This is a genomic window from Erysipelatoclostridium sp. AM42-17 (assembly GCF_003480255.1).
Taxonomy (GTDB): Bacteria; Bacillota_I; Bacilli_A; order Erysipelotrichales; family Coprobacillaceae; genus Faecalibacillus.
The window spans coordinates 22,112-35,823 of the sequence record NZ_QUIN01000004.1; the positions used below are offsets into that span (position 1 = coordinate 22,112).

The 13,712-nt window shown below is 30.8% G+C and carries 14 protein-coding genes and 1 riboswitch; of the genes, 13 read left to right on the plus strand and 1 reads right to left on the minus strand.

All coding sequences use genetic code 11. The annotated features are described in order from the left end of the window. Window positions 1-10 precede the first annotated feature (10 nt). The 12 genes from ruvB (at window position 11) to DW911_RS02785 (ending at window position 12,868) form a co-directional block, all read left to right on the plus strand. Window positions 11-1,003, plus strand: coding sequence for a Holliday junction branch migration DNA helicase RuvB (gene ruvB, locus DW911_RS02730; RefSeq protein WP_118607434.1), 993 nt, complete (start codon window positions 11-13; stop codon window positions 1,001-1,003). Between the two features lie 14 nt (window positions 1,004-1,017). Further along, on the plus strand, window positions 1,018-1,476 hold the full coding sequence (locus DW911_RS02735; protein WP_118431991.1) for a ComEA family DNA-binding protein: 459 nt from the start codon (window positions 1,018-1,020) through the stop codon (window positions 1,474-1,476). A gap of 149 nt (window positions 1,477-1,625) precedes the next feature. Then, window positions 1,626-3,461: a DNA internalization-related competence protein ComEC/Rec2 gene (locus tag DW911_RS02740; protein ID WP_158568171.1), complete on the plus strand. Its 1,836-nt coding sequence runs from the start codon at window positions 1,626-1,628 to the stop codon at window positions 3,459-3,461. A gap of 41 nt (window positions 3,462-3,502) precedes the next feature. Then, window positions 3,503-4,453 (plus strand): DNA polymerase III subunit delta, encoded by a 951-nt coding sequence (gene holA, locus DW911_RS02745; RefSeq protein WP_118431987.1) that lies wholly within the window; start codon window positions 3,503-3,505, stop codon window positions 4,451-4,453. Window positions 4,454-4,462: 9 nt separating this feature from the next. Continuing rightward, the gene (locus tag DW911_RS02750; protein WP_118431985.1) at window positions 4,463-5,674 is read left to right on the plus strand and encodes an L-serine ammonia-lyase, iron-sulfur-dependent, subunit alpha; all 1,212 of its coding nucleotides are present in this window, start codon (window positions 4,463-4,465) and stop codon (window positions 5,672-5,674) included. Then, window positions 5,652-6,752: a radical SAM family heme chaperone HemW gene (hemW, locus tag DW911_RS02755; protein WP_233541823.1), complete on the plus strand. Its 1,101-nt coding sequence runs from the start codon at window positions 5,652-5,654 to the stop codon at window positions 6,750-6,752. The genes DW911_RS02750 and hemW overlap by 23 nt, the downstream gene beginning before the upstream one ends. A 143-nt stretch (window positions 6,753-6,895) precedes the next feature. Beyond that, on the plus strand, window positions 6,896-7,963 hold the full coding sequence (hrcA, locus tag DW911_RS02760) for a heat-inducible transcriptional repressor HrcA (RefSeq protein WP_118607435.1): 1,068 nt from the start codon (window positions 6,896-6,898) through the stop codon (window positions 7,961-7,963). Further along, the gene (gene grpE, locus DW911_RS02765; RefSeq protein ID WP_233541822.1) at window positions 7,944-8,492 is read left to right on the plus strand and encodes a nucleotide exchange factor GrpE; all 549 of its coding nucleotides are present in this window, start codon (window positions 7,944-7,946) and stop codon (window positions 8,490-8,492) included. Before hrcA ends, grpE begins: the two co-directional genes overlap by 20 nt. 16 nt (window positions 8,493-8,508) lie before the next feature. Beyond that, on the plus strand, window positions 8,509-10,320 hold the full coding sequence (gene dnaK, locus DW911_RS02770) for a molecular chaperone DnaK (protein WP_118431978.1): 1,812 nt from the start codon (window positions 8,509-8,511) through the stop codon (window positions 10,318-10,320). Between the two features lie 56 nt (window positions 10,321-10,376). Beyond that, window positions 10,377-11,495 (plus strand): molecular chaperone DnaJ, encoded by a 1,119-nt coding sequence (dnaJ, locus tag DW911_RS02775; RefSeq protein ID WP_118431976.1) that lies wholly within the window; start codon window positions 10,377-10,379, stop codon window positions 11,493-11,495. Between the two features lie 69 nt (window positions 11,496-11,564). Continuing rightward, window positions 11,565-11,680: riboswitch (FMN riboswitch) on the plus strand. 77 nt (window positions 11,681-11,757) lie between these two features. Continuing rightward, the gene (locus tag DW911_RS02780) at window positions 11,758-12,399 is read left to right on the plus strand and encodes an ECF transporter S component (RefSeq protein WP_118431974.1); all 642 of its coding nucleotides are present in this window, start codon (window positions 11,758-11,760) and stop codon (window positions 12,397-12,399) included. A 13-nt stretch (window positions 12,400-12,412) separates the two neighbouring features. Next, entirely contained in the window at window positions 12,413-12,868 is a 456-nt protein-coding gene (locus tag DW911_RS02785; protein WP_118431972.1) for a pyridoxamine 5'-phosphate oxidase family protein, read from the plus strand. Window positions 12,869-12,940: 72 nt separating this feature from the next. Here the strand turns inward: DW911_RS02785 and rpmB are convergent, their stop codons facing one another. Continuing rightward, window positions 12,941-13,126: a 50S ribosomal protein L28 gene (gene rpmB / locus DW911_RS02790; protein ID WP_118431970.1), complete on the minus strand. Its 186-nt coding sequence runs from the start codon at window positions 13,124-13,126 to the stop codon at window positions 12,941-12,943. Between the two features lie 219 nt (window positions 13,127-13,345). On the opposite strand from rpmB, the gene DW911_RS02795 reads away from it, so the two are divergent. Further along, on the plus strand, window positions 13,346-13,702 hold the full coding sequence (locus DW911_RS02795; protein ID WP_118431968.1) for an Asp23/Gls24 family envelope stress response protein: 357 nt from the start codon (window positions 13,346-13,348) through the stop codon (window positions 13,700-13,702). Window positions 13,703-13,712: the final 10 nt, after the last annotated feature.

A 13,712-nucleotide genomic window follows, 5' to 3' on the forward strand; every position in this document is an offset into this window, starting at 1 on the left:
GGAGTAAGTTATGTCAAGAAATGATGTATTAGATCCCAATATTGAAGAAGATGAAGAGAGTTCTTTACGACCAGATAACTTTGATGAATATATTGGTCAAGATAATTTGAAAGATAATTTAAAGGTTTTTGTTGGTGCAGCTAAAATGCGTAATGAGTCATTAGATCACGTTTTACTGTATGGTCCACCAGGATTAGGTAAAACAACAATGTCAATGATTATTGCTAATGAAATGGGTTCTCATATCAAAATAACAACTGGACCAAGCATTGAAAAAACAGGAGATTTGGTAGCTATTTTAACGTCACTAGAACCTGGAGATTTTTTATTTATTGATGAAATTCATCGTTTAAACAAAGTAGTTGAAGAAATATTATATCCAGCTATGGAAGATTTTTGTGTTGATGTTGTTATTGGTAAAGAAGCGTCGACACGTTCTGTACGTATAGATTTGCCACCTTTTACTTTGGTAGGGGCAACAACACGTGCCGGTGATTTATCGGCACCACTTCGTGATCGTTTTGGTATTATTTCGCAACTTCAATATTATAGCGAAGATGATTTAAAAAGAATTATTGATCGTACGAGTCAGGTTTATGGAATGGTTATGGATGATGATGCTAAAGGAGAACTTGCCAGAAGAAGTCGTGGTACACCACGTATTGCTAATAGATTGTTTAGAAGAGTCCGAGATTTTGCTCAGTTTTATGGTGATGAAACCATTACTAAAGAACGTACAATTGAAGCTTTAGAAAGATTAAGAGTTGATAATTTAGGGTTAGATGATGTTGATCATAAGTATTTATTAGGGATTATTCATCGTTTTAAAGGTGGTCCTGTTGGCTTAGAAGCAATTGCAGCTTCTATTGGTGAAGAACCACAAACATTAGAAGATGTTAATGAACCTTATTTATTACAAATAGGATTGATAAAAAGGACACCAAGGGGAAGAATTGTCACGGAAGCAGCATATCGACATTTTAATATTGAACAGGAGTTTTAACTCTTGTTTTTTTTATGAAAAAAATAGAAATTAGTTTACTCCTATTTTTGTTTGTTGTATCTGTTGCTTATCATTATATTCAACCCCAGGAAACAATAGAAAAGATCAACACAAGTCAATCTATTACAGTACAAGTAGTAGGACAAGTGAATCAATTACTGCACTTTGACCATAGTCCAACGATTGGTGAAATTTTTGACCAATTGCACCTTAATAATGATTATCATTTTTCTTTAAATTATGTTTTAGATGATCAACAAATTTTATATTTGCCTCAAGGCGATTACCTTATTTCTCTAAATGAAGCTTCTTTACAAGAATTGATACAAATAAAAGGAATTGGTGAAAAAACAGCACAAAAAATTATTGATTATAGAAATCAAAAAAGATTTGAAACAATTGAAGATATAATGAAAATAAGTGGAATTGGACAAAAAACATATGAAAGAATAAGAGAATATTTTTGCTTATGAAAGGAAAATTATTTTACTGGCTATTGCCTTTTTTGATTCTCTTTTTTATGAAAATGTATCACTGGTGTTTTGTCTTTTTTTTAATCCCTTATTTTTTGTTTTTTAAACGTTATTTTAAAGCTTCTATGATGATTTTGATAGGTATCTTCATGATTGGACTATTTTTTTTCATATCATTACCTAAGCCACTCAATCAAACAGTTATTTCAGGAACAATAGTCAATCAAGATGATAAAAGTATTGTGGTAAAAATGGGTTATCATAAAGTAAAGGTCTATGGTGAATTTGATGATTTTAGAATTTATGATCAAGTGAGATTGAAAATATACAATATGCCTTTAGAAGCGCCAACTAATGATTATGCCTTTAATTATCAACATTATTTGTATAGTATGAATATTTTTAATCAGGCAAAGTGTATTCAGGTTTTAAATCATCATCAAGTTGAACATCCTTATCATTTATTGGAAAAGCGAGTCAATCAAAATAAGCAGACTAAAAGTTTTGTTTCATTATTTGTATTAGGAATTAAAGATGAAACGATGAAGGAAGTTTATCAAAAAATGACTCAATTATCGATTGTTCACATGTTTGCCTTGTCAGGAATGCATTTAACATTATTGAATAAATGGTTAACGAAACTAGGACAAATGTTTTTTCCTCAATCTTTTTTAGAGTATTTGGTTTTAATTATTATGGGGATTTATGTTTATTGGATTCCTTATAATATATCTTTTTTAAGAGCGTATTTGATGATGTTAGGACAGGTATTATTTAAAAAATATTTGAACCAACTTGATATTTTATCGATACTTACTATAAGTATGTTATTTTATAATCCTTATCTTCTCTATAATTTGTCGTTTATTTTTTCATATTTTATGTATTTTATTGTGCTGTTACTTAATCGACATCGTTGGAGTGAATATTATATGATGCTAGGGAGTTTACCGATTTTAATGTGTGTTAATCATCGCATTCCATTATTATCATTTGTTTTATCCGTTGTTTGTGTTCCCTATATAGAACTTTTATATCAGTTTATTTTAAGCTATATGTTATTGGGCCAAATCATGGTACCTCTGTTGTCTTTGAGTATTTGTTTATTAAATTATTTGATTGAGTTTTGTTATGGTATATCTTATAGCCTTCATTTTAGTCATCCTACATTGATGTTTGTAATGGTTTATTACCTTTATTATTTTAAGGGAATAATACGATTAAATAGTCAAAGAACAATAAGAAAAGAATTGATGATGATTTTGGCTTGTCTTGTTGCTTTTTATTTTTATCCTTATTATCGTATGGAAGGTCAAGTTGTGATGATTGATGTAGGTCAAGGAGATTGTTTTTTTATTCAACAGCCATTTAATTTAGGTAATGTTTTAATTGACACAGGTGGACTTAAAAATCGTGATCTAGCAACTGATACCATTATTCCTTATCTTGAAAGTCAAGGTGCAAAATATTTAGATGCTGTATTTATATCTCATGATGACTATGATCATGCAGGAGCATTAGAGAGTTTGTTAGAGCACTTTACGGTAAAGAAAGTTATTAACGATTTTAAAGAGATAAAAATAGGAAAAGTGTTATTTAAACGCCTTTTATTGAATCAACAATATAGTGATGCTAATGATCGGTCTCAAATCATTTATGCAAAAATTCAAGATTTAAAATATTTATTCACTGGTGATATTTCATCTCATGTAGAACAAGATCTTATAGAACGTTATCCTCATTTAAAAGTGGATGTTTTAAAAGTTTCCCATCATGGTAGTCATAGTGCAACCTCTGCTGCTTTTTTAAGAACGATTCAACCTAAAATTGCTTTGATTAGTGTAGGAAAACATAATTTATATCACCACCCTCACTATGAGGTGATACAGCGATTAAAACATTATGGAATACATGTTTATCGAAGTGATGAAATGGGAATGGTTAAAATTATCAGTTATGGTTTCAATCATTATATTTATTCATGACTTTGTTATGTATTTAGTTTATAATGTGATATGGTGATAAAATGATTTTTGTAATATATGGTGAGGAAAGATTGTTGATGGATCAACGTCTTGAAAAGTTAAAAAAAGAATATCAATGTCATGAAGAAATGATGAATTATACTGTTTATGAAGTTGACCGGGATGGTATGGAAGCTGTTTATGAAGATGTGATGACACCTCCATTTTTAAATGAAACAAAAATGGTAGTCATTAAAAAAGCTGATTTTCTTACAACAAAGAAATTGAAGAAAGATAATCAAGATGTTGAGATATTTAAAAAATGTATGGACCAAATTGATGACCATGTTCATCTTGTTATTTTTCATGATAAAAAGAATTTTGATGAAAGAAAGAAAGTCGTCAAGGAATTAAGAAAAAAAGCAAAGTTTTTTGAAGTCAATACATTAAATTATTATAAGGTATCTGATACGACTCGCCAAGCAATCAAAAAAAGGAATGCTACTATTGATGATGATGCATTAGAATTATTAATTGCGCGTACGGGATTAAATCTTTTGAATGTTTCTAATGAGGTTGAAAAACTATGTTTATATACATCACATATTGATTATCATGCAGTCGATATGTTGGTAAGTAAACCGTTAGATGAAAATGTATTTGATTTAACCAGTGCGATTTTAGATAAGAATCGAAAGAAAATATTTGAAGTGTATCATGATTTAATGGTTCTTGAAGAAGAACCAATTATGCTGATTGTATTGATAGCAAATTCAATGCGTCTTATTTATCAAGTCAAATTATTAGATAGAAAAGGATATAATGATCGTGAAATAGCAAAGATATTATCAGTTAATCCTTACCGATTGAAATATGTTCGAAAAGAAGGTACAAAATATGATTTACAAGAGTTATTATCTTATTTGAATGAACTATCGAAATTGGATGTTTCAATCAAAACTGGGAAAATAGATAAGAAAAAAGGATTAGAGTTATTTTTATTAAGAATTTAGGAGTAAAGTATGGAATCATTAAGAGAGTTATTTAAAATTGGATTTGGCCCATCATCTTCGCATACTATGGGCCCTCAAATTGCAGCAAGTCAAGTGAAAACACGATATCCACAAGCATCGAAATATGTTGTTGATTTGTATGGATCATTGGCATTGACTGGAAAAGGACATTTGACGGATTATATTATAAAAAAGACATTAGGTGATCGTACTGAGATACATTTTAAAAGTGAGACTTTACCTTATCATCCTAATGGTATGCGTTTTTATATTTATCGTGAAGATCAATTAATAGATACATTAACAGCCTATTCTATTGGTGGGGGATCGGTTGAATTTGAAAATAGTAAATTGAGTCAAGCTAAACAAGTTTATCCCCATCAAACATTAAAAGAAATCGAAAAGCATATTGAAACAGAAGGTATATCTTTTTATGATTATGTTATGAATTATGAAGATGATAATTTTAAAGCGTATTTGTTTGAGGTTTTAGATACAATGTTTGCATGTGTTCAATCCGGACTATCAGCAGAAGGAACAATACCCGGTAAATTACAATTAAAAAGAGTAGCTAAATCAATGTACCAACAAGCACTGAATACACGCAGAGAAAGTGAAAGAGAACGTTTATTGGTAAGTAGTTATGCTTATGCGGTTTCTGAAGAAAATGCATGTGGACATAAAGTGGTAACGGCACCTACTTGTGGAGCAAGTGGTGTTTTACCGGCAGTTTTGTATTATTGTTATAAACAATTAAATATCCCGCGAAAAGAATTGATTAAAGCCTTAGCAGTTGCAGGATTGTTTGGTAATGTTGTTAAGACAAATGCAACGATTTCTGGCGCTGATGGAGGTTGTCAAGCTGAAGTAGGTACAGCTTGTTCGATGGCTGCTGCAGCTTACGGATGGATTTTAGAATTAAATAATAGTTTAATAGAGTATGCAGGGGAAATGGGACTAGAACATAACTTAGGACTTACCTGTGATCCGGTTGGTGGTTATGTACAAATTCCATGTATTGAGCGTAATGGTTTTGGTGCTTTACGGGCAATAGATGCAGCTTTATATGCGAAACAATTAGGCTATTTAAGAAAAAATAAAGTTTCTTATGATGCTATTGTAAGAGTTATGAAAGAGACAGGAAAAGACTTAAATAGTGCTTATAAAGAAACTTCATTAGGTGGTTTAGCAAAGGAGTTTGGTATTAAAGATGGCGGTTAAGGCATTATATGTACATATTCCCTTTTGTAATCATATTTGCCATTATTGTGATTTTTGTAAAGTCTTTTATGATGAAAAAGTAGCAAATCAATATTTAGATTGTTTGGAAAATGAATTTAAACAACTTTCGATAAATGAATTTGAAACAATTTATATTGGTGGTGGAACACCAAGCAGTCTAAATGAAAAGCAGTTAGTACGTCTGATGAATATCTTTAAACCATATTTAAATTCAGTTAAAGAATATTCAATTGAACTTAATCCAGAAACCATGAATATAAAGAAATTAAGTATCTTAAAAGACGGTGGTATCACAAGGCTAAGCATAGGGGTGCAAACATTTAATGATCAGCTTCTACCTTATATTGGTCGAGTTCATTGTTGTCAAGATGTCTATGATTTAATTAATCAAGCAAAACAATTGGGATTTAAAAACATTTCATTAGATCTGATGTATGGTTTACCTCATCAAACAATAGATGATGTAAAAAATGATTTGTTAACTATTAAATCATTAGATATTCAACACTTATCATATTATTCTTTGATTTTAGAAGATCATACTGTTTTAAAAATTAAAGATTTTGAACCTATTGACGAAGAAATAGAATACCAAATGAATCAACTCATAGATCAAACATTAAAAGAAATGAACTTTAAAAAATATGAAGTATCTAATTATGCTAAAGATGGCTATCAATGCCTTCATAATTTGAAATATTGGCGTTATGAAAATTATGAAGGACTAGGTATTGGAGCATGTGGTAAAGTTGATAATCAAATGAAAGAACATAGTCGCTCTTTAAGTCACTATTTAAAAGGACAATCAATTTTAAAAATTGAAACTTTATCAAAAGAGGATCATATGTTTAATCATCTTATGATGTCTTTAAGACTGGTAGAAGGATTAAATATTGATGTTTTTAATCAATGTTATCAAGTAAACTTTATAGAATATTATCAAGAACCTTTAAATAAACATATTAAGATGAAACATTTGTTTTTGAATCATCATTATTTGAAAGTTAATCCTGATTATTTTTATTTGCTCAATGCAATCTTAGTTGATTTTATTTAGAATAGAAAGGCAGTGGAAATTGCCTTTTTTTGTCTTAAAAAATAAATTTTTAAAAATTAGCACAAGTTGCTTGACAGTGCTAATAAATCATGTATAATGTATTTAGCACAAAGGAAAAAGGAGTGCTAAAGGTGGTGAACTTGATGTTAACAGCAAGACAGTTATTGATATTTAAATGTATTGTTGATGAGTTTATTGAAACTGCTGAACCGGTGGGATCTAAAACTTTAATGACCAAATATCAATTGCCTTATTCTAGTGCCACGATTCGTAATGAAATGAGTTTTCTTGAAGACTATGGATATCTTGAAAAGACACATACTTCATCAGGAAGAATTCCTTCAAAAGAAGGATATCGTTTCTATGTGCACAATTTAGGCAAAGTTGATCTTGATGAAACAACAAAAAATCAAGTTGCGACAATTTTTAATAAGCGTAGAGGTAATCTGACAGATATTGTTCACGAAAGTTGTAATATGTTGAGTGAATTAACGCATCTTACCAGTGTTGCATTAGGAAATTCAGCTAGTGATGATACACTACAAAGAATTACAGTTGTTCCTCTTGAATACGGTAAAGTTACAGCTATTATTATTACAAGTCAGGGACATGTTGAAAACAAGATTTTCCAATTTTCATCTGATGTGGAAATGGAAGATTTAATGAGTTGTGTTAATGTTATGAATGATTTACTTGTAGGTACGCCTATTAATCAGGTTGCGTTTCATTTAGAAAGAGATGTAAGGCCAGTTCTTTCCACGAGTGTTAGACAACATGAAGAATTGTTGAATGCATTTCTAGAAGCTTTTGTTAAATTTGCTTCAAGTAATGTTTATTTCTCTGGAAAAGAAAATATGCTTTATCAACCTGAATACAACGATGTAGATAAGTTAAGAAAAATTGTAAGCGCATTTGAGAATTCGCAAGCTTGGAAAACATTCCAATCACTATCAATAGAAGATGGTGTACAAGTTAAGATTGGTGTTGATTCACCAATTGATGAAATTGGTGATGTTTCAGTTATATCAGCATCATTTAAAACTGGGGAAACGTCAAAAGGATCTATTTCAGTTATAGGACCAACCCGTATGCCTTATGAAAAAGTGGTAGCATTGGTTGAATATATTTCAGCACATATTGAAAAAGCATTTTTAGACGAATTACCAAATGACATTGGAAATAGAGGTGAACATGGTGGCAGAAAAAGATAATGAAACTGTAGTTGAAGAAACAAAAGAAGTTGAAGAAGAAAATACAGTTGAAGAAAATGATAATCAAGAAGCTTCTTTAGAAGATGAAATGAAAGCTCTTCAAGAAGAAGTTGATAAATGGAAAAATGATTATTATAAAGTCTTTGCAGATATGGAAAACTTAAAAAGACGTATGCAAAATGAACATGCAAATAATTTAAAGTTTATGATGCAAGGATTCATCGAACAATTACTTCCTGTAATTGATAACTTTGAAAGATCTTTAGCAGTACAAAATCCAAGTGAAGAAATAAGTAATTTCTTAAAAGGATATGAAATGATTTATAAACAAATTATGACATTGTTAGAAAATCAAGGTGTTAAGGTTATTGAAACCGAAGGTAAGGAATTTGATCCAAATTATCATCAAGCAGTGATGACTGTTAAAGAAGATGGTGTTGAACCAGGAATGATTGTTGAAGAATTACAAAAAGGATATATGTTAAAAGATCGCGTTATTCGTGCATCTTTAGTTAAAGTAAGTGAATAAATAGGAGGAAATGAATATGTCTAAAATTATTGGTATTGACTTAGGAACAACAAACTCATGTGTAAGTGTTTTAGAAAATGGAGATGTTAAAGTAATTGCAAATCCAGAAGGAAATCGTACAACTCCTTCAGTTGTCTCTTTCAAAAATGGAGAAATTATTGTAGGTGAAGCTGCAAAAAGACAAGCAGTAACTAACCCTGATACAGTTATGTCTGTAAAACGTCATATGGGTACAGATTATAAAGAAAAAGTAAATGGTAAAGAATATACACCACAAGAAATTTCAGCTATGATTTTACAAAACTTAAAAGCTACTGCTGAAGCTTATTTAGGTGAAAAAGTAACAAAAGCAGTTATTACAGTACCTGCATACTTCAATGATGCTCAACGTCAAGCAACAAAAGATGCTGGTAAAATTGCTGGTTTAGATGTAGAACGTATTATCAATGAACCAACTGCTGCAGCATTAGCATTCGGTCTTGATAAATTAGATCAAGAACAAAAAGTATTAGTTTATGACTTAGGTGGTGGTACTTTCGACGTATCCATTCTTGATTTAGCTGATGGTACATTTGAAGTATTAGCTACTGCTGGTAATAATAAATTAGGTGGGGACGATTTTGATAATAAAGTTATGGAATGGATCGTTTCTGAATTCAAAAAAGATCAAGGTGTTGATTTATCACAAGATAAAATGGCAATGCAACGTATTAAAGAAGCTGCAGAAAAAGCTAAAAAAGATTTATCAGGTGTAATGCAAACTCAAATTTCATTACCATTCATCTCAGCTGGTGCTGCCGGACCATTACATCTTGAATTAACATTAACAAGAGCTAAATTTGATGAAATTACTCGTGACTTAGTACAAGCAACTGAAGGACCAGTTAGACAAGCATTAAGTGATGCTGGAATGCAACCAAGTGAAATTGATCAAGTGTTATTAGTTGGTGGATCTACTCGTATTCCTGCAGTACAAGAATCAGTTAAGAGATTATTATCAAAAGAACCTAATAAATCAGTAAACCCTGATGAAGTTGTATCAATGGGTGCAGCAATTCAAGGTGGAGTTATTGCTGGTGATGTTAAAGATGTCTTATTATTAGACGTAACACCATTATCATTAGGTATTGAAACAATGGGTGGAGTTATGACTGTATTAATCGAACGTAATACAACAATTCCAACTACAAAATCACAAATCTTCTCTACAGCTGCTGATAACCAACCTGCAGTAGACATCAATGTCTTACAAGGTGAAAGATCAATGGCTAAAGATAATAAACAATTAGGTTTATTTAAATTAGACGGTATTGAACCAGCACCTAGAGGTGTTCCTCAAATTGAAGTTACATTCTCAATTGATGTTAATGGTATCGTTAATGTAAAAGCTAAAGATTTAAAAACTCAAAAAGAACAATCAATTGTTATTCAAAATTCTACTGGATTATCTGATGAAGAAATTGACCGTATGGTTAAAGAAGCAGAAGCTAATAAAGCAGAAGATGATAAAAAACGTAAAGATATTGAAACAAGAAATAAAGCTGAACAAATGATTAATGAAATTGATAAAGCATTAGCTGAACAAGGTGATAAAATTGATGCAACTCAAAAAGAATCAGCTGAAAAATTAAAAACAGAATTAAAGACTGCTTTAGATAACAATGATATGGCAACATTAGAAGCTAAAATGAGTGAATTAGAACAAATGGCTCAACAAATGGCATCATATGCATATCAACAACAAAATCAACAAGGACCAACTGGTGAAACTACATCTAATAACAATGATGACAATGTTGTAGATGCTGATTTTGAAGAAAAGAACTAGAAGTTTAAAACCAAGGTTCCACCTTGGTTTTAAAACTGTTATGAAAGGGTGAAATTATGGCAAATAAAAGAGATTATTATGAAGTCTTAGGTATTAATAAAGGGGCTTCTGCTGATGAAATCAAACGTGCTTATCGTAAAAAAGCAAAACAATATCATCCTGATGTCAATAAAGAACCTGATGCTGAAGAAAAATTCAAAGAAGTACAAGAAGCTTATGATGTATTGTCTGATGATAATAAAAAAGCTGCTTATGATCGATATGGTCATGCAGCATTTGAACAAGGAGCTGGCGGTGCAGGTGGTTTCGGTGGCTTCGGTGGTTTCGAAGACGTTGATTTAGGTGATATATTTGGTTCATTCTTTGGTGGGGGATCACGTCGTCAAAGATCAAATGGTCCTCGTCGTGGTGATGACCACTTAATGAGAGTAAATATTGGTTTTATGGAAGCTGTTAATGGTGTTAAAAAAGACATTAAAGTCACATATGATGCACCATGTAGTCATTGTCATGGAACGGGAGCTAAGAATCCTAATGATGTAACAACTTGTCCACATTGTCATGGTACAGGTACTATTTCACAACAACAATCTTCTCCATTTGGAACTTTTGTTACACAAACAACATGTCCAGATTGTAATGGTACTGGTAAAATTGTTAAAGAAAAATGTCCACATTGTCATGGTAAGGGATATAATAATAAAACAGTGACTGTTTCTTTAGATATTCCTGCTGGTATTAACGATGGTCAACAATTAAGAGTATCTGGAAAAGGTGGTCGTGGAGCAAACGGCGGACCTAATGGTGACTTATTTGTAGAAGTACATGTACAAAGTCATCCACATTTTGTTAGAAATGGTCGTAATATTCATATTACTGTACCTATTTCAAGTGTTGATGCAACTTTAGGATGTGAAGTCGATGTGCCAACAGTGCAAGGTGATGTCACATTAAAAATTCCTGCAGGAACTCAATCTGGTACTGTTTTACGATTAAAAGGTAAAGGAGTTAAAGATTTACGTGGTTCAAGTTATGGAGATCAAATGGTGACTATTGAAGTTAAGATTCCAACAAAATTATCAAGTAAAGAAAAAGAATTGTACGAACAATTAGCTAAACATGCTAAGAAAAAAGAATCAATTTTTGAAACATTTAAAAATCAATTTAAACGATAAGAGTGGATTCACTCTTTCGTTTTTGTTTACAAATAAATAAAATAAGTATACAATGAATATGCAAATAAAATAATACTTCGGGGCAGAGTGAAATTCTCTACTGGCGGTAAACTCCGCGAGCCATAAAGGCCGAACTGGTGAAATTCCAGTAGCAACAGTTATAGTCTGGATGGAAGAAGTCTTTTTTTGTTATACTTCATAAGCAAAAAACGTACCTAGAAGATTATTTTAGGTGCGTTTTTCTTTGAAGGAGGTATTGAAAATGGAAACAAAGAAAATTACAACAGTAGGTATGCTTTGTGCGATGGCAATGATTGTTAATCTAATCATATCATTTCCAATTGTGCCTATGGTGTCTTTTCTAAGGTATGATCCTAAAGACATTTTAATTATTATCGGTGGATTTATTTATGGTCCAATGACATCTTTAATCATGAGTTTTATTTGTTCAATATTTGAACTTTTAGTTAGGGGTGGAAACATTCTAGATGTCATTATGAATATGGTTTCAACATGTTCATTTGCTTGTATGGCTGCTTTTATTTATAAGCGTCATCACCATCAAAAAGGAGCAAACATAGGTCTTATTTGTGGCGTTATTCTTACAACAGTGAGTATGTTAATATGGAACTACATTGTGACACCTATTTATTATGGGATGCCAAGAAGTGCTGTCGTTGCTATTCTTTTACCTGGTATATTACCATTTAATTTAATCAAAGCAACAATGAATGCTGTGGTAACATGGTTTTTATATAAACCACTTATGAATATTTTAAGAAGAACAAATTTGGTGGAATCTTCTTTACATCAACAAAAAGTGTATAAAGGATACATTATTGTTGCAGGAATGATCTTTATTACAGCTATTTTATTTATTTTAGGTTATCAAGGAATAATATAGGAGGAATTTTGAAATGGAATTTTTAGAAGCAAAAAGTATAATGGATAAAAAATTAGGTGATTGGAAAATTATGGCTCTTGCAAGTTGCGTGGACAATTATCCAATGGTAAGAAATGTAAGTTGTGTTTTTTATAATGATAAGATTTATTTTAAAACTGATAAGAATTTTAGAAAAACACAGCAGTTATTTAAAAATAATCGTGTAGCAATGTGCTTTAATGGTGTTCAAGTAGAAGGAATAGCACTAAATAAAGGATTGGTTATTGATGAACCCGGACGTATTTTTGAAAAGAAATACAAACAATATTTATGGCAAAGTTATAATGCTTATAGTCATGAAGATACTGAAATATTAATTGAAGTAACACCTGAGTTTGTTGAAATTTGGGATGAAGATGAAAATCGTCAAGCCTTTCAATTATTTATTGATTTTAAAAAGCAATCAGTAGAATATAAACCATATGACTAAAAAAGGAACGGTTTATTAAACCGTTCCTTTTAAAGAAAATAAAAACAGCATTAATGCTGTTATTTATATTCCTTAAGCTGATTTTCTTAAAGTTCTTAATTCTTTAGCAGAGATTCTAACTTTTGTAGGTTTACCATCTACTAAAATAGTAGCTTTTTGTAAATTCACGTTCCATCTTCTTCTAGTTGAGTTTAATGCATGTGAACGTCTGTTCCCAGTCATAGGTCCTCTACCGCTGATTTGGCATTTTCTTGACATGTCGTAATCCTCCTTTTTTAGTAGTTGCTTTACGTACTGGACTATAATATCATTTATTTATACAAAATGCAATTGTTTTTTTTGAAAATTATGTTATTATTTGCTAGGACTTTTCTTTGGCAGATGAAGTCTAGTTATATAAATTGTAAATGATTGATAATTAAGGTATAATAATTAAGTAAATATATCATAAAATCATTTAGAAGGAGGAATTTTTGGATGATTGAAAAGAATACAAGTTTAGGCGATATCAATATTTCTTTAGATGTTGTTGCTACTGTTGCCGGTGGTGCCGCTACAGAATGTTATGGTGTTGTTGGTATGGCTAGTCAAAAGAAACTTAAAGATGGTTTTTTTGAATTATTAAAAAAGGAAAATTATTCAAAAGGAATTATTGCTCGTGATGGAGAAACAGGGCTTATTTTAGATTTATATGTTATTTTAGGCTATGGTATTAAAATTAACGAAATTTTAGTTGAAGTTCAAAAGAAAGTAAAATATGTTGTTGAATCAACTTTAGATGTAAAAATTGAAGCAGTAAATGTATACGTACAAGGGCTTCGTAATATTGAATAATGGAGGATCA

Excerpts from the sequence above, each read along its gene's own strand:
- ruvB (WP_118607434.1), top strand. The coding sequence starts at position 11 with ATGTCAAGAAATGATGTATTAGATCCCAATATTGAAGAAGATGAAGAG.
- DW911_RS02735 (WP_118431991.1), top strand. The coding sequence starts at position 1,018 with ATGAAAAAAATAGAAATTAGTTTACTCCTATTTTTGTTTGTTGTATCT.
- DW911_RS02740 (WP_158568171.1), top strand. The coding sequence starts at position 1,626 with ATGATTGGACTATTTTTTTTCATATCATTACCTAAGCCACTCAATCAA.
- holA (WP_118431987.1), top strand. The coding sequence starts at position 3,503 with ATGATTTTTGTAATATATGGTGAGGAAAGATTGTTGATGGATCAACGT.
- DW911_RS02750 (WP_118431985.1), top strand. The coding sequence starts at position 4,463 with ATGGAATCATTAAGAGAGTTATTTAAAATTGGATTTGGCCCATCATCT.
- hrcA (WP_118607435.1), top strand. The coding sequence starts at position 6,896 with ATGTTAACAGCAAGACAGTTATTGATATTTAAATGTATTGTTGATGAG.
- grpE (WP_233541822.1), top strand. The coding sequence starts at position 7,944 with ATGGTGGCAGAAAAAGATAATGAAACTGTAGTTGAAGAAACAAAAGAA.
- dnaK (WP_118431978.1), top strand. The coding sequence starts at position 8,509 with ATGTCTAAAATTATTGGTATTGACTTAGGAACAACAAACTCATGTGTA.
- dnaJ (WP_118431976.1), top strand. The coding sequence starts at position 10,377 with ATGGCAAATAAAAGAGATTATTATGAAGTCTTAGGTATTAATAAAGGG.
- DW911_RS02780 (WP_118431974.1), top strand. The coding sequence starts at position 11,758 with ATGGAAACAAAGAAAATTACAACAGTAGGTATGCTTTGTGCGATGGCA.
- DW911_RS02785 (WP_118431972.1), top strand. The coding sequence starts at position 12,413 with ATGGAATTTTTAGAAGCAAAAAGTATAATGGATAAAAAATTAGGTGAT.
- rpmB (WP_118431970.1), bottom strand. The coding sequence starts at position 13,126 with ATGTCAAGAAAATGCCAAATCAGCGGTAGAGGACCTATGACTGGGAAC.
- DW911_RS02795 (WP_118431968.1), top strand. The coding sequence starts at position 13,346 with ATGATTGAAAAGAATACAAGTTTAGGCGATATCAATATTTCTTTAGAT.